We start from the raw sequence: 16,737 nt of genomic DNA on the forward strand, positions 1-16,737 counted from the left end.
TAACTTTTTCGCAATAGGCATATGACCTCACATGTAAATGGGATTCGGTTTTGATGGCTGTGCGTAAATGAGCCAAGTTTGTTTTCAAATAAATAAAAACAAATTGTTGAATTATCCTTGAAAACAATCCAACCGACCTCATCTCCTATTCGTCATTTTAGCAACCACAACTTAGGAGATACTTGGCTATGGCTGAAGCAGCCCATCAAGAAACTCATGGATTTCAAACGGAAGTAAAACAATTACTTCAACTGATGATCCATTCGCTTTACTCGAACAAAGAAATTTTCTTACGTGAATTAGTATCCAATGCGGCTGATGCTGCAGATAAATTGCGCTTTAAAGCGCTGTCTAATGACAGCCTATATGAAGGCGATGGCGATTTACACGTTAAACTCAGTATCGACAAAGACGCTGGCACTATAACCATCGCCGACAACGGCATTGGTATGAATAAGACTGATGTAATCGAACATCTTGGTACTATCGCTAAGTCTGGTACCAAAGAATTTTTTGGTAAGTTGTCTGGTGACGAAGCGAAAGACTCGCAACTTATTGGTCAATTTGGTGTGGGCTTTTATTCAGCGTTCATCGTTGCTGATAACGTCACTGTACGCACACGTGCAGCGGGTGATGACAAGTCACAAGGTGTTCAGTGGCAATCTGCAGGTGAAGGTGAGTTTACTATCGCCGATATTGAAAAAGCAGATCGCGGAACAGAAATTACCCTGCATTTAAAAGAAGAAGAGAAAGAATTTTTGGATGATTGGCGTTTACGTTCAATTGTGAGTAAATATTCTGACCACATCAGTATTCCAGTAAAAATGTTCAAAGCGGAAGAGCCTGAGCGTGAAGGACCTAAAGGGCCTGATGGCGAAGAAGGCGAGAAGATCCCAGCTGTACCTGCATTTTGGGAAGCGGTGAATAAAGCAACTGCTCTTTGGACCCGTGATAAGTCTGATGTGAGCGAAGAGGAATATAAAGAATTTTATAAACACATTTCTCACGACTTTAGTGATCCATTGACTTGGTCTCACAATAAAGTTGAAGGTAAAACTGAATACACCAGTTTATTATATATTCCAAGTAAAGCCCCTTTTGATATGTGGAACCGTGACCATAAACACGGTCTTAAGCTTTACGTGCAACGCGTATTCATTATGGATGACGCAGAACAAATGTTGCCCACATACCTACGTTTTGTAAAAGGATTGCTGGACTCAAATGATTTGCCGCTGAATGTGTCTCGTGAAATTTTACAAGACAACAAAATCACTCAAGCTATGCGCCAAGGTTGTACTAAACGCGTATTACAAATGCTTGAAAAAATCGCCAAAAATGATGCCGAAAAATATCAGGCATTTTGGACTGAGTTTGGTAATGCATTAAAAGAAGGGCCAGCTGAAGATCACGCCAATAAAGAAAAAGTGGCTGGTTTGTTGCGTTTTGCATCAACCCATTCTGATTCAGAAGCACAAACTGTTTCTCTTGCTGATTACATTAGTCGTATGCAAGAAAAACAAGACAAAATTTACTACATTACTGCTGATAATTATAAGGCTGCAAAGTCTAGCCCGCATCTAGAGATCTTCCGTAAGAAAGGTATCGAAGTGTTACTAATGGCAGATCGCGTAGATGAGTGGTTGATGTCTCACTTAACTGATTTTGATGAAAAATCTTTCCAATCTATTACTCATGGTGCATTGGACTTAGGTGACTTAGATGACGAAGAGAGCAAGAAAGCCCTGGAAGAAGCAGAAAAACAAGTTGAAGGTTTAGCTGAACGCGTGAAAGCTGCTTTGGGTGACAAAGTAAAAGATGTGAAATTCACGCATCGTTTAACTGATTCTCCTGCTTGTATTGTGGCTGACGAACAGGGCATGACAACTCAGATGATTAAACTGATGCAAGCTGCAGGACAACCTGTGCCTGAAGCTCAGTATCACTTTGAACTGAATCCTGAACATCAACTTGTTAAGTTATTAGCTGATGTCCAAGATGAAGAGCAGTTTGCACAATGGACAGGTGTGTTATTTGACCAAGCGGCGTTATCTGAACAAGGCAGTTTAAAAGACCCAGCAAGCTTTGTGCAGAATTTAAACAAGCTACTAGCGAACTTGGCAAAATAAGCGGTAATCAACATAAGTTTGTTAACTAAAAACGGGCTTAGATGCCCGTTTTTGTTTTAACTTGATAAAAGAGAGGGTATTAAGACCTTTGTCGCATATGCAGGGCTTAATATTCTTGTAAGATTAAAGTTGAATGTGTAAAGTTGCGGCTTTACTTTTTTAACTCAATTTATTATTCAGAGGACACAGCATGCGCATTATTCTTCTTGGTGCTCCTGGTGCAGGTAAGGGTACCCAAGCCCAATTTTTAATGGGTAAGTTTGGTATCCCACAAATATCGACCGGAGACATGTTACGTGCAGCAATTAAAGCCGGTACGGAGCTTGGTATAGCTGCAAAGCGCGTAATGGATGAAGGTAAATTAGTTTCAGACGAATTGATTATTGGTTTGGTGAAAGAACGAATTGGCCAAGCTGATTGTGCAAAAGGTTTTCTTCTAGACGGTTTTCCTCGCACGATTCCTCAAGCTGATGCAATGAAAGACGCAGGTATCAAAATTGATCATGTTATTGAATTTGATGTGGGCGACGAAGTTATTGTTGAAAGGATGAGCGGTCGCAGAGTACATCCTGGTTCTGGTCGGGTTTATCATTTACGCTACAACCCTCCTAAGGTTGAAGGAAAAGATGATGAGACAGGCGAAGAATTAGTTATCCGCCCAGACGATCAAGAACAAACTGTACGTAAACGTCTTGGTATTTATCATGAGCAAACTAAGCCACTTGTCAGCTACTATACTCAGTTAGCAGCTACTGGTGAATGTGCTTATCACAAAATTGATGGTACTCAAGCTGTTGCAGTTGTTGCTACTCAATTAGAAACATTATTGAGTTAATACAATTTGATTTATGTATGATTGAAGCCCACTTTTAGTGGGCTTTTTTGTGGATTTTATTATTTTCGAAGAGAGGATTTATGCACACTCCTATTACCGCATTTTATGCAGGATTACTGGGTATCTTATTTTTTTATTTTTCGGTTTTGGTTGTTAAGGGGCGGTTTTCTAAAAAAATATCATTAGGTGATGGCGGGGATCACCATTTTCAGCAAGTGATCAGAGCCCATGGTAATTTTAGTGAATACACACCTATAGTGCTTATTTTACTTTTTGTGGCTGAAGTCAATTCTGCAAATCCTATATTTTTGCATCTCGCAGGCACCGCCTTGTTATCTGGGCGTTTCATACATGCTTTTGGATTACGTCGCCACTCCGGCTCAAGCTGGCAGAGAGTCGCTGGCATGTTATTAACTTTTGCTTCGCTGTTAGGTTTGAGTGTATTAAATATTCTGGTGTTGTATAAATAACTGACTGGATTGTGAATTAGAGAGTCTTCCCTCTAATTAATTGTAACAAGTTACATATCGATTTAATTTTGTAAACTCTATTTTGTATTGCTAGGTCATCCTTCTTAGGTTGGCCTGTTTATTTTTTTATTCGTGGATTTTTTCCCATACCAGCAGGGGCTTGCCAACCTTTGAGTGGCTAAAAAATAGTCTAGGTTTTTCTATAAAAAACGTTTTTATACACCTCTTCTCACCCTACATTTTCAATTTAGGCATAACAATATTTAGATTTATTAACTTTTGTACATGCTTACTTACGTATCTAAATTTCAGTTATCTCTGTTTCTTTATTAAGCTAATTTAAAACAAGTACTCAGATGGAAAGACCACTGAGCCAGTCGTGATCCCTTAAAATTGGAAACTAGAAATGAAAACAAGCACAAAAATTGTCACTACCATTTTTATTTTGGCTATTGCAGGTGTTGTGGTATTTCAACTCACAAAAAAAGAAGAAAACCAAGGAATCGAAGTAGAGGTAGCTAAAGTCGAATTAGCGACCATTATTCAGAAAGTTAACGCCACTGGAAAAATTCAGCCAAAAACTAAAGTCAACATAAGTGCAGATGTCAGTGCCAAGATCACCAGATTAGAAGTAAAAGAAGGCGATTGGGTAGAAAAAGGTCAATTCTTAGTTGAATTAGATCGTGAACAGTATATTGCCAGCCTAGAAAGCCAAGAAGCGAATGTCCGTTCTGCCCAAGCACAAGCCAAGTTAGTGAATGAAAACATGAAACAAACTAAGCGAGTACTCGATAGAGCTAAGGAGTTGGTAGAGAAAAAGTTAGATTCTCAGTCAGTATTGGATAGTGCAGAAGCAGCCTACCAAGTTGAAGTGGCACGTTATGAGTCTGCTTTAGATACGGTTGAACAGGCTAAAGGTATGCTCAAACAATCACAAGATGCGTTATCCAAAACGACCATTTATGCCCCTATGTCAGGGACTATCAGTAAGTTAAATAAAGAATTGGGTGAAATCGCCATTGGTTCACAATTCCAAGAAGATGTGATCATGATCATCGCCAATTTGAATCAAATGGAAGCTTTAGTCAAAGTCGACGAAAATGACATTGTGGCGATTCAATTGGGTCAAGAAGCCGAGATTGAAGTGGATGCATTATTAGGTAAAAAGATTCTTGGGAAAGTAACAGAAATTGCCAGTAGCGCTGTAGATCAGCCATCGGGGAGTAACAACCAGAAAACTGAATTCGAAGTCACCATTAGTATAACGTCAGATGTTAAACAATTACGCCCAGGTATGACAGCTAGTGCCGATATAGTTACTGATACCCGTGAACAAGCCATAAGTGTGCCTTTGCAATCAGTCACAGTTAGAACAGCAGAGCAGTTAAAATCTGCAGGGAAAACCTATACACCGGGTGAAGATGGATTTGTTGAAGTGGTCTTTGTAGTGAACAACAATAAAGTGGAGGCTAAACAAGTCACCACTGGTATTCAGGGTGAAGCACTGATTGAAATTATACAGGGTGTGAGTGAGGAGCAAGATATTGTGACTGGTAGTTATCGCGCTATATCCCGTGAACTAGAGAATGATTCTCAGGTGCGCATTAAGGAAAAAGGGGATAACTAGTATGAGTAGCACTGTAACGTCCTTAGCGACCCTTGTAATTGAAAACGTGGCGAAGACCTACCTCATGGGTGAACAACAAGTTAAAGCGCTAAAAGGAGTCTCTCTTACCATTCATGCCGGTGAATATGTGGCTATCATGGGTCCTTCAGGTTCAGGTAAATCTACTTTGATGAATATGATTGGCTGCTTAGATGTACCCACATCGGGTACTTATTTATTGGAAGGTGAGTCGGTAGGGAAAATGTCCGAAGATCAGCTCGCAGGAATACGCAACGAAAAAATAGGTTTTGTTTTTCAAACCTTTAATTTGGTGCCAAGAGTGAGTGTATACAGTAACGTAGAGTTGCCGCTTATTTATAAAGGCGTGAGCAAATCACAGCGCAGAAAAATCGTCGACAAAGCAATAGAATCTGTTGGTTTGATGTCTCACAAAGATCATAAGCCGAATGAATTATCTGGAGGCCAACGTCAACGTGTTGCTATTGCTAGAGCCTTAGTCTGTGGTCCCTCTATTATTTTGGCTGACGAACCTACAGGAAATTTAGACAGCGAAACGGGTAACGACATCATGGCTTTACTTAATCAGCTCCATGAAAAAGGCAATACCATAGTGTTAGTCACCCATGAGGATGACATTGCTGAGCATGCCCAAAGAGTTATTCGATTAAAAGATGGCCTGCTAGAAAGTGATAAACAACAAATAGCTAAACGCTTTCGTGCGGAGGAAGAAGTTCACGATATTTGATCCTATTCAGCCTATTGAATTGAGATAAATTATGAAAATGAGTTTAGAAATAAGCGAGTCGTTTAAGATTGCTTTAAACGCGCTAACTGTGAATAAGGCCAGAGGCGCGTTGACTGCGCTCGGGATTATTATTGGTATAGTGGCGGTGATAGTTACTATGACAGCAGCAAACGGCCTACAAATATCCTTCCGTGAGTCTTTCGCATCTGTTGGTTCTGATGTGATTTATGTGTCACAACGTCCTTGGGTGCAAAACGGTCCATGGTTTAGATTTAGAAATCGCCCACCTATTACTTTAGAGGCAAGTGAAAGACTTCAGCAGAGGTTGCAAGGCCAAGGAGTGGTGAATCCCAGCATGGGTCAAAACCAGTCACTAAAGAATCAAAACAAAGTCATTGATAATGCCAGGGTAATAGGCACCACAGATAAACAAACCATAGTGTCAAATATGTTGCCAGAAACTGGCCGATTCTTGATGCCTTTTGATGTGGCTTATAAAAAACAAGTTGTGGTGATTGGTTCTGAAATCGCAACGGGGTTATTTGAAAAATTCGATCCCATAGGGCAAGACATAAAGGTTGGGCGTTATAAATTTAAAATAATAGGTGTGATGGAAGAACAGGGAGGGAGTATTTTTGGTGGACCAAATTTTGATCGCCAAGTATTTATTCCTATTACCACCTACAACAAAGTGTTTGGTAACAGTGGCGGCAGAGCCAATGTAGATATTGCTATTAAAGCCCCATCTCCCGATGCCATGGAAGACTTTGAATACCAAGTTATTGGTGAGATGCGCAAAATTAGGGGGTTAAAACCCATAGAAGAAGATGATTTTGCGATTAATAAATTGGGAACCTTATTAGATGCTTACAATTCAATTATGGGCGTTGTGGTAGCTGCAGGGTTAGGTATAACCAGTATTTCGTTATTTGTTGGTGGCGTGGGGGTGATGAATATCATGTTTGTTTCAGTTACAGAACGCACCAAAGAAATTGGCATTCGTAAAGCTATAGGTGCGAGACGACGGAACATACTCATGCAGTTTTTATTTGAAGCATTATTGATTTGTTTATTTGCTGGGATCCTTGGTTTGTCTATAGCGGCAGCTATTACTGAAGTGATCAATCAAGCTTTTTTACCTGCTAGTTTATCGCCAGCCATTATTATTGCTGCCTTGGTTATTTCGATGTTTGTGGGGATAGTTTCAGGGTTTGTTCCAGCCTATAGAGGTGCAAATCTCGACCCTATAGAGGCCCTTAGATATGAATAGCCGGAGTCAATAAAATGCGCTTATTCGATACATTTGTGATGTCATTAGGAGCCATTCGCAGTAATAAATTACGCTCAAGTTTAACCTTATTCGGTGTAATTCTCGGTGTGGCGTCAATCATTGGCGTGATGACAGCAATCTCTGTGGTGCAGAAAACGATGGAAAAGGAGATGACAGTTTTAGGTACTCAAACCTTTCAGGTACAAAAATGGCCTAATGGGTTTTCAAGTGATGAACAAAGGCGAGCCGCGATGAAATGGCCCGCAGTAACTTTAGATGAAGCACAAGCTATTCGGGATAAAGTTCAATCAGTGGATTTAGTGGGGACTGAATTTTGGGATGGTGGCAAGGTTGCGACATTTAATGGCTACAGCACCGAACCTATGGTGGCGATGTGTGGTGGCTCACCAGAATATGCGGAAAATAATACCCATTATATAGCTAATGGTCGCAATATCTCTCATATGGACATGGCCGCCCACAGAAAAGTGGTGGTAATAGGAAGTGCCCTGGCTAATGAGTTATTTCCGTTTACTGATCCCATTGGTCACAATATAAGGGTAGACGGCACAAAATATGAAGTGATTGGTACTTTTGTACCCAAAGAGTCAGCTTTTGGTGGCCCCTATGAGGTGTTAGCGCTGATCCCTGGCACCACTTATACACAAATCTACGGCTTTGTAGATGGTCGTGGTTTTCAGCGTTCCGCTAATGTCACTATTCATTCTCGTACCCCAGAATTATTAGACGATGCCATTGAAGAAACGCGTAGTGTGCTTAGGCGTATTCGAGGGTTGAAACATAATGATCCAGATAATTTTTATTATTTCACTAGCTTGAGTCAAATTGATCAATTTAATGAGTCCACCAAACCCGTCAAAATAGGTGCGTTTATTATGGGCACTGTGGCTTTAATAGTGGCGGGCGTAGGTATCATGAATATTATGTTGGTATCTGTAACTGAACGTACCAAGGAGATTGGAATTAGAAAGTCATTGGGCGCCAAAAGGAGTAATATTCTTACTCAATTTCTAATTGAGGCCGTTGTACTATGTAATTTAGGTGGGATCATTGGCATATTGCTTGGTTTCGGATTGGGTAATATCACCTCGGCAGTCACTGGTTTTGACACCAATATTCCCTATGAGTGGGCGTTGCTTGGCATGGGCTTCTGTAGTTTTATAGGTATTACATTTGGCATGCTACCGGCTATTAAAGCGTCTAAGTTAAATCCCATTGAAGCGTTAAGTAACGAATAGTCATTCGCTTATACAGTGTCATCTCAAAGTGTAAGCTTATTGCGTTGTCATCCAATCCACTCCTTTAATATGGAAATCAAAGCTTTGCTTTTTCTGTACTCTGTGTGGTGCAATTTTTTATTTAGTTATTCAGTATTAAACGTTTTTCACTACAGAGCGTCGGGCAACGAGCGCTGCACAGTGTGAAGCAGCGAAAATAAATTGAAATCACCTCAATATAAAAAACGGCGCTCACTAGGCGCCGTTATTTTTAACACATAAAAACAGGGAGAGTTTTTTGAAGCCTATTCGTTATTTTCGATGAGCTTACTACCAATCTCTATTTTTCTAGGCTTTTTCGACTCTGGTACTACACGTTCTAAATCAACATGTAATAAACCATGCTCTAAGTCAGCAGCCAATACTTTTACGTGATCCCCTAGTTGGAATTTACGTTCAAAGCTTCGCTCTGAGATGCCTTTGTGTAGGAACTTACGTTCTTCTTTAGTGGAAGTGTCATCCGTATCTTTGGCTGCTTTAGTGCCAATGACCTGTAAGGTGTTTTCATGGACTTCTATGCTAACTTCATCTTTAGCAAATCCAGCAATAGCCATAGTAATTCGGTATTTATCCTCGGCCAATAATTCAATATTGTAGGGAGGGTAAGTAGATTGTTTTTCGTTTCTTGATGCCGTGTCCATCATTGAAGCCAAGTGGTCAAAACCAATGAAAGAGCGGTAAAGTGGAGATAGATCGATGTTACGCATTGTGTATATCCTCGTAAATTAAGCAATATAAAAGTTAAGTTGCCCCGAATATTCGGCGGCGGTTTTGGTATGGATTTCCTATCACCAAACCCAGTATGGGGTGTGTTGTCTACTCTTAGATAACACGGCAGAAACATCTCCTATGTTTCTGTGTCAACCCTTTCGGCGTCGACAAAACATATATGTAGTTACTCAAGTATTTTTCAACATTTAAATCAAAAATAAATTGCAATTCAAATGTAACTGTTTGAATTTTATAGAAAATAAATCTATAATTATTTTAGTGATTCTACCACTGCTGCCTGTGCATGAATAACTGTAGTGTCATAGAGTTGACTTTCTGTATGGCTTTTATCTATTAATAGACCTATCTCAGTACAGCCTAAAATGATCCCTTGCGCGCCACGCAGGGTTAAATTTTGAATGATTTCAAGATACTGCTCCCGGGATTGCTGGTTTACAATTCCTAAGCATAACTCTTGGTAGATAATACGATGAATACTCTCTTGCTCTTGCTTGGTGGGAACTAACACATCAATAGAAAACTTGTTGGCTAACCTGTCTTTATAAAAACCTTGTTGCATAGTGAATTTGGTACCTAGCAGTCCGATCTTAGTCATCTTATCTGTAACTAATTGAGTACCTGTGGCATCGGCAATGTGAAGTAGTGGAATATTGACCGATTCTGACACTTGAGATGCCACTTTATGCATAGTGTTAGTACAAATTAGAAAAAAATCAGCACCTGCTGATTCTAGAGATTGAGCTGCATCAGATAAAATATCTGCGGTTTTTTGCCAATCACCTAGGTGTTGTAAGGCTTCAATTTCTGCGAAGTCTACACTGACCAAAACAAGTTTTGCAGAATGTAATCCACCCAACTGTTGCTTGATATTTTGGTTAATTAATTGGTAGTAACTAGCGGTTGATTCCCAACTCATACCACCTATTAATCCGATAGTTTTCATTGTCTTAAACAAACCTGTTTGAAAAATCACTGGGGGGTATATTAACCAATAGACAAAAAAATGCCCGCAATTAACGGGCATAAAGAACACTAAAAATTAATACTTACAGGTCATTATATAGGATCAAAAACACTTTGGGAATGGCCAAATTTTAAGCATTGCCTTAAAAACACAATTAGATAGGCTAGGCAGGTATTAAATGAGTGGCTTGTACACTAGATTGACCCTGGTAGTAACCAATGATTAAGCCTCTACCATGCTTGAGGATTCTTGGTTTCCATAACATAATCGGCCACATAAGCTGAGTAGCGAGTAGCAGTTCGATGGCCACTGATTTCTTTACTTTCTAACAATTACGTCATGTTTATGAAGTGTGGATAGCAGTGCTATGCCAATCATTCATTGTTATTAATTCCAATAATTTAACTTTTCTGGGCTTTATAAAGGGGGCGATAGTGGGATTGTATTCACCAAGCTCGCCTTGGGATTCAATTGGTTACCACCTTTAATGGCGGAACATATGCCTTCAACGTTATACTAACGTGGGTTGCAAATATTACTCATTTGAAAGCAGCAACTGTAATCTTGCGTCTGCCTACTGCCGATTATTTAATCGGCAGTAGGCATCAAGTGATGAGTTAAACATGATTCAAATAATTAACCTTTTACGCATTTAACTCATGAAAAGTGATGTTAAAAACTATATTGTGCACCCACAGAAAATGTTCGTGTTTTATTAGGACGAGCACCGTATGGCTGTCTACTCACAATATCTTGCTCATCGGTTAGGTTTTCGATGCGAGCAAAAAGTTTTAAATCGTTAGATAATTGGTAGTTACCACTGATATCCACAGTAAAACTGCCATCGGTTTTTTCGAATTCAGCACAAGAGGCTCTCACACATACTTCATCAACATACACTCCATTGATATAAGCTGACCAATTGTTCGCCTCTAAACCAAGGGATACTTGTCCTTGGTTTTCTGGAATGTAAGGAATTGAATCACCGGCACTTACATCGCCGAAAAAAGCAGTGTCGGCAATGTCTGTATCAAATTCACTGTCGATATAGGTATAAGTCATATTGAAGGGCACTGTTATGCCATTAAACTCAGTAAGTTCAGTTTTTAAAACAAATTCAATACCTTGGACTGTAGCAGCGTCTCCATTAAAGGCATCGCCGATTTCACAGTCACTACCAGAAGAAGCGGTGCATTCACCTAATAGGTTGTCGTAATCACTTAGGAAATAAATGGCTTCGGCATTCAGGTTGTTGTTAGCATAACGAAAACCAAATTCGTAGTTAATCGCTTCTTCTTCTCTCACATCTGGCGAGTTGCTGGGAGCTGTAAAACCTTTATGTGCACCGGCTACTAAGGTGAAACTCTCATCAATACTATACAACGCACCTAAGCCCGGTAAAACAACTTGAGTATTGTTTTCACGATCGTCACGAAAAGTACGTGTTTCCCCGTCGTTGAAACGTGTGCGTTGTTGTTCGATATCTTCGAAACGAATTCCCGGTGTTAATACCCAATTGCCAAATTCGATACGATCATAAATATGTACAGCTAATGCTTGGGCTTCTTGTACACGATTCCCAGCATTACCTAATTCACCCAAGTCATTGAGTTGTAATTGGCCATTAATTTGCTGATATGTACTGTTGCGTTGTAAACGGTCTTCTTCGTCTTCATGTAACCTAACACCCACTTCTAGTTGGTGTTTAACTTCGCCCACAGTTTTATCCCAATATAGCCCAAACTGAATGCCGCGAGAGAAGTATTCACGAGCATTAGAGCGTATTTGAATGCTACCTTGAGCAGTATCGATATCACCATCTAAAATCCCTTGCAGCTGACTAACGCTTAGGCCATTTAGGCTTTCATTATTATTGATCGCCGATATTACATTGGACCAACTACTGCTAGAAAAGTCTTGAGCATTTTCACTACCGTCCAAATCAATACCTTCAGTCTTAAACCAGTTACGTTCATGTTGGTTGTTGTAAATAGTTGTCGTGAAGTTCATGTTTTGGTTGATTTCGTAACCATAACGTAAAATGACTTGGCTATGTTCGGTGCTAATATTATCTAGCTCAGACAAACCGTAACGTCTGGTACTGTTTTGGCGAAAGTCTTCGTCTGTTAAGCCCAAATAGCTCTGCTCTGAATCTTGGTCAGTGACTTGCAATTTTAACTCAACACTGTGGGCCGAATCGGTAGGGGCATAAGCTAACTTTGCCGTTAAGTCGGTAACATCCAAACCTGTATTACTGTCACTGCGGTCAATATCTTGAAAACCATCCGATTGCCATTGGTGGGCCTCAATTAGATAACCAAAACCATTGTCGAGTTTATCACCAAGGTTCGCGTGTAAACGATAGGTTGCATCTTGCGCAGCTTCTAATGTAACTTGCCCACCTTGGGTTTCTGGAATAGGTGTAGACACCATATTTAGTGCGCCACCAATAGTGTATGGTCCCTGAGTAATAGCGGCTGGGCCTTTTACCACCTCAACGGCACTCATACGACCCATAGTAGGAAAGTAGTAAGCCGATGGTGCAGAGTAGGGCGCAGGAGCAATCAATATGTTGTCTTCAAGTAAGGTTATTCTGCCACTACGCTCAGTTGCAACGCCTCGGATACTGATATTAGGGCGTAAGCCATAGCCGTCTTCTACTTGAACTGATACGCCCGGGATCTGGCGAATAACTCTTTGAATATCGCTGTAAACAAACTTAGCTAACTCTTCTTCACCAATATACTGCGCAGCACCAGTCGCTGCTTGTGCGTTGGTTGTGTTGCCGTAAATAGTGACTGTTTCGTCTGCTGCTTTTGGAGAATGTGCAAAGGCACTGTTTGCCAATATGACAAAAGAAATGGCGGTTGCAAGCGTGCTCTTTTTCATTAATTAACTACCTAGCTAAATAGCCATCAGGGATAAAATGGTTAATGGCTTTTATTATGTGGTGCGGATGATAAATAAAGAATAATCTTAATGCAAATGATTCTTAATAAGAGATGTTTGTGGTGATAAAAATTGGCAATTTAGTCTTTATTGGAGCAGGTAGTGAATTTTTTTATATGGTTCTTAAGTACACGTCAGGTCGTCATTATCTTTTAGCCTTTGGATAAATTAATCATTAGCGGTTGTCATCACTCATAATAATGTTCACTCAGTAATCCCATAGGGAGATAAGTAAGTTTTAATCTTGCCTGTTGCATATAAATCTATGACAAATGGGTCAATTATCTCTATCAGTGTTTCAGCTATTTCAAGATGTTTTGGACTATAAGCGACTACATGTTGGCCCTTTGATAAGGCGCCTGCACTCATAACCTGAGGTAAGGGATGCAGGTTAGTTTTATTTGAAAATCCATTCATTTGGTATTGGATATATGCGTTATCGTCTAATATTGCATCCACTCTTTTGGTTGTTAATAAGGTAAGCAATCGCTCATAAGTATTGGTTCCACTTATAAACATAACTTTGCTATTTGGGATTGTTTTTTGCTTTGCTAAGTATTGATCAAATTTTTGATGAGAATAGGTATAACCGTCAATAACCCCTAAAGAGACCTCTTCCCAACTATCTTCAGAAGTGTATTTCCAATCAAAATCAGGTCTAACAAAAAAATGGTTGTTGCCAATTGCTATCACCGACTTGCCAACAATAAGATCGGGGGCATCCTCGAAATATATGGCAGGCAATGCATGTGCTTTGCCGCTGCGTACCATGCTTAGTGCTCGTTTGTATGGAACAATAGTAAAGTTAAAAGTATGGTTTTTAGTGGCTAAGGCATCTCTGAGTATGTCAATGATAAAGCCTTCTTTTCCATCTACTTTAGGATCACAAATAAAAGGACAAAAAACAGAGTCAACAAATTCGAATTCTTCAGAATAAACATAATTACTAAAGAATAATAAAAGTGCGGTCATTAGTGATCTAAACATTTAAATTTGTTCTTTCAAATATAAAATCCATATAGATAGTATATACAAAAATTTTAGATAGATAACAATCCACGCACTTAGTTGGCATTAGAGGTAATGGTATAGCCTTGATTTTATCCCCTTGGGGTTGGTTTAGTCTTTGTTGGCGCTAACAATATTGAAAGTAAAATTTGCACCACTCGGTCTAATTGGCACAACTAATGGAAGAACAAGTGGAAGGGTGCGTTCAAATGCTAAGCAAGATATTTGTACTAGTATTATCAGTGTTTTTTGTTATTTCGTGCGGAGGTTCCACCGAAAATACTATGAATGGGGGAAATAATAATGCCAATAGTGACTGGTCTATAGACTCCAATTTCATTCAAGATGGCGGACCAGGTAAAGATGGGATCCCCTCTTTAGATCAACCCAACTTTCAAAGCATCGACAACACAACCTATATGTTTGCTTCTGATTTAATCATAGGGATTAAATCTGGTGACAAGATAAAAGGTTACCCTCACAAAATTCTAGATTGGCATGAAGTGGTTAATGATTCACTTGAAAATGAAAAATTTGTTTTAAGTTATTGTCCATTAACAGGTTCAGCAGTGGCATGGGACATTAATAACGATACAGGCGATACCGAATTTGGCGTTTCAGGACTTTTATATAACTCAAATTTGATCCTCTATGATAGAAACACCGGTAGTAACTGGCCTCAAATGTTGATGCAAAGTGCAAATGGTTCAAAGAAAGGTACGTTTGCCACACAAAAAGTCATATTTGAAACAACCTGGGAGAAGTTTCAGTTGATGTATCCGCAAGCTCAAGTTTTAAGCGAGAATACCGGTTTTAGCCGTAACTATGACGATTATCCATATGGGAATTATCGTACAGGAGACAAATTACTTTTTAATGTAGAAAATGATGATGATTCAAGATTACACAAAAAAGAACGCGTTTTAGGTGTAAAAGTTGGGTCTTCGACAAAAGCCTATAATATTTCAGCATTTTCCAGTGACCTTGAGGTTATCAATGATTCGATTAGGAATACCGCTATTGTTATTGCCGGCAGTAAAGATGATAAATATGCGCTAGCTTTTGAAAGAACAGTTTCTGATGGCACAGTATTAGAATTTAGTGCCGTATATAATCAGTTGCCTATTATTATGTCCGATAACGAAGATAATCTATGGGATATTAATGGTACGGCAGTATCTGGTCCTCGCGCTGGTGAGCAACTGGTCTCTCCGTTTAGCTATATCGTTTATTGGTTTGCTTGGGCAGCTTTTTATACTGACGCTCCCATTTATCAATAAGGTTGTGAGAAATATGAACATTATCAAAATCATAACTTTTACAGGATTGGCTTCTTTCAGTTTTAATGGTGTTAGCGCAACTTGTAGCTGTGCTGGGGTGCCATTATTAAACAGCATGAATACTGCTTCAGTAGATAAGAATCAATGGTTATTGAATGTAACTTATGAGCATCACGAAATGAATAAACTTTATTCTGGCAGTGATGAAGTTAATGATGAAACAAATCGGAAACGAGAAACGGACTCAACTATTATCCAAGTAGATTATGGTATAAATAAGGATTGGTCAGTTTCCGCAATGTTAAGTTATATTGACCACTATCGAGAAATTGGCAGTAGTAGCAACAGTCGTTCTGCCGCTTCAGGCATTGGGGATGGGTTAGTTTTACTCAAATATACACCGCAACAAATTGATTTATTTTCAAAATGGGAATACGCATTTGGTGCAGGCGTAAAAATTCCTGTGGGTGAAGATAATGCCACTCAAAATGGTGTTTCTTTGTCTGAAGATATGCAGCCGAGTAGTGGTAGTTATAGCGCTTTAGTTTGGGGATACCTTGGTTATGCGTTTGATCAGTCTGCACAAACTCAAGTTTTTATGTCTAGCAATTATAGCCTTAACCAAGATAACGATAGAAACTATACCAATGGTAATGAATTTAATATCGACATAGGTGGCAGTTATACTACGGTGCAAAATTGGGGTTTTGTAGCGCAACTTCGCTATAGAACAACTAAAGCTGATGAACGAAATAGTAATGCAATACCGAATACTGGGGGGGAGTGGGTGGATTTCATACCCAGCGTACAATATCGAATAAACGATAAGTCAGCAGTTAATTTAGGTGTTCGCATACCTCTTTATCGAAATTTAGACGGTGCCTTACAATTTACTACCTCTAGCGCTGCAACCTTAAGTTTTAGTTATGCGCTTTAAATGTTTTTACTTCGGCTTGTTATTTTTCAGTTTGGGTATTCAAGCAGAACAAATTCAAGCCAAAAACTTTTCACTTCACGATATACAAAATAATCGCGTGATCACACTGAATGACTATCATGGAAAAGTAATCTATCTCGACTTTTGGGCATCTTGGTGCAGTAGTTGCGCTAAAGCGTTACCCCTTTTTAAAAAATGGCATCAAGAATTAGGCGATGATTTTGTTGTAGTGTCAGTTAATGTTGATGAAGATAAAGCAGATGGACTTTTAATGGCACAAAAGTTTCAGCTTGATTTCCCCATAGGTTATGATGAAAATTTAGACGTCGCCAAGATGTACGGGGCTTCTGTATTACCTTTTTCTTTTATTATTAATCAAGATGGAGATATACATTACCGGCACGTCGGTTTTCAAGATACTGATGCAGTAAAGTTAAAAACCATAATCCAAAAACTATTGTCAAAATAGATTATGTTTTAGAGTCAAACCGCT

Annotated in this window: 14 protein-coding genes; 10 read left to right on the forward strand and 4 right to left on the reverse strand. The window is 39.3% G+C overall.

Features of this window, described 5'->3' with window-relative positions; genetic code table 11:
• Nucleotides 1-188: 188 nt before the first annotated feature.
• The 7 genes from htpG (at nucleotide 189) to AAC000_RS15280 (ending at nucleotide 8,335) form a co-directional block, all read left to right on the forward strand.
• Nucleotides 189-2,129 (forward strand): molecular chaperone HtpG, encoded by a 1,941-nt coding sequence (gene htpG / locus AAC000_RS15250; RefSeq protein WP_339723753.1) that lies wholly within the window; start codon nucleotides 189-191, stop codon nucleotides 2,127-2,129.
• Nucleotides 2,130-2,319: 190 nt separating this feature from the next.
• On the forward strand, nucleotides 2,320-2,964 hold the full coding sequence (adk, locus tag AAC000_RS15255) for an adenylate kinase (protein WP_339723755.1): 645 nt from the start codon (nucleotides 2,320-2,322) through the stop codon (nucleotides 2,962-2,964).
• 80 nt (nucleotides 2,965-3,044) lie between these two features.
• Nucleotides 3,045-3,434: an MAPEG family protein gene (locus AAC000_RS15260; RefSeq protein WP_339723757.1), complete on the forward strand. Its 390-nt coding sequence runs from the start codon at nucleotides 3,045-3,047 to the stop codon at nucleotides 3,432-3,434.
• Between the two features lie 406 nt (nucleotides 3,435-3,840).
• A complete protein-coding gene (locus tag AAC000_RS15265; protein WP_339723759.1) occupies nucleotides 3,841-5,061 on the forward strand; it encodes an efflux RND transporter periplasmic adaptor subunit in 1,221 nt (406 codons plus the stop codon).
• 1 nt (nucleotide 5,062) lies between these two features.
• Entirely contained in the window at nucleotides 5,063-5,806 is a 744-nt protein-coding gene (locus tag AAC000_RS15270; protein WP_339723761.1) for an ABC transporter ATP-binding protein, read from the forward strand.
• Nucleotides 5,807-5,837: 31 nt separating this feature from the next.
• The gene (locus tag AAC000_RS15275; protein WP_339723763.1) at nucleotides 5,838-7,076 is read left to right on the forward strand and encodes an ABC transporter permease; all 1,239 of its coding nucleotides are present in this window, start codon (nucleotides 5,838-5,840) and stop codon (nucleotides 7,074-7,076) included.
• 14 nt (nucleotides 7,077-7,090) lie between these two features.
• On the forward strand, nucleotides 7,091-8,335 hold the full coding sequence (locus AAC000_RS15280) for an ABC transporter permease (protein WP_339723765.1): 1,245 nt from the start codon (nucleotides 7,091-7,093) through the stop codon (nucleotides 8,333-8,335).
• Between the two features lie 284 nt (nucleotides 8,336-8,619).
• Here AAC000_RS15280 and AAC000_RS15285 read toward each other — a convergent pair whose 3' ends face one another.
• The 4 genes from AAC000_RS15285 to AAC000_RS15300 all read right to left on the reverse strand — a co-directional run bounded on the left by AAC000_RS15285 (nucleotide 8,620) and on the right by AAC000_RS15300 (nucleotide 14,006).
• Nucleotides 8,620-9,081, reverse strand: coding sequence for an Hsp20 family protein (locus AAC000_RS15285; protein ID WP_339723767.1), 462 nt, complete (start codon nucleotides 9,079-9,081; stop codon nucleotides 8,620-8,622).
• Between the two features lie 275 nt (nucleotides 9,082-9,356).
• Entirely contained in the window at nucleotides 9,357-10,049 is a 693-nt protein-coding gene (locus AAC000_RS15290; protein WP_339723768.1) for an aspartate/glutamate racemase family protein, read from the reverse strand.
• A 693-nt stretch (nucleotides 10,050-10,742) separates the two neighbouring features.
• Nucleotides 10,743-12,959 (reverse strand): TonB-dependent receptor, encoded by a 2,217-nt coding sequence (locus tag AAC000_RS15295; RefSeq protein ID WP_339723770.1) that lies wholly within the window; start codon nucleotides 12,957-12,959, stop codon nucleotides 10,743-10,745.
• A gap of 264 nt (nucleotides 12,960-13,223) precedes the next feature.
• A complete protein-coding gene (locus AAC000_RS15300; protein WP_339723772.1) occupies nucleotides 13,224-14,006 on the reverse strand; it encodes a transporter substrate-binding domain-containing protein in 783 nt (260 codons plus the stop codon).
• A 230-nt stretch (nucleotides 14,007-14,236) separates the two neighbouring features.
• Here AAC000_RS15300 and AAC000_RS15305 point away from each other — a divergent pair, with 230 nt between their 5' ends.
• From AAC000_RS15305 to AAC000_RS15315, 3 genes are read left to right on the forward strand one after another with little or no spacing between them, the layout of a single operon-like run.
• Nucleotides 14,237-15,307 carry a DUF3179 domain-containing protein gene (locus AAC000_RS15305; RefSeq protein ID WP_339723774.1) on the forward strand — a complete coding sequence of 357 codons (1,071 nt, stop codon included), beginning with the start codon at nucleotides 14,237-14,239 and terminating at the stop codon, nucleotides 15,305-15,307.
• 13 nt (nucleotides 15,308-15,320) lie between these two features.
• On the forward strand, nucleotides 15,321-16,244 hold the full coding sequence (locus AAC000_RS15310) for a hypothetical protein (protein WP_339723775.1): 924 nt from the start codon (nucleotides 15,321-15,323) through the stop codon (nucleotides 16,242-16,244).
• Nucleotides 16,234-16,713 carry a TlpA disulfide reductase family protein gene (locus AAC000_RS15315; RefSeq protein WP_339723777.1) on the forward strand — a complete coding sequence of 160 codons (480 nt, stop codon included), beginning with the start codon at nucleotides 16,234-16,236 and terminating at the stop codon, nucleotides 16,711-16,713. Before AAC000_RS15310 ends, AAC000_RS15315 begins: the two co-directional genes overlap by 11 nt.
• The last annotated feature ends 24 nt before the right edge of the window (nucleotides 16,714-16,737 follow it).

Source organism: uncultured Paraglaciecola sp., assembly GCF_963977085.1.
Classification (GTDB): domain Bacteria; phylum Pseudomonadota; class Gammaproteobacteria; order Enterobacterales; family Alteromonadaceae; genus Paraglaciecola.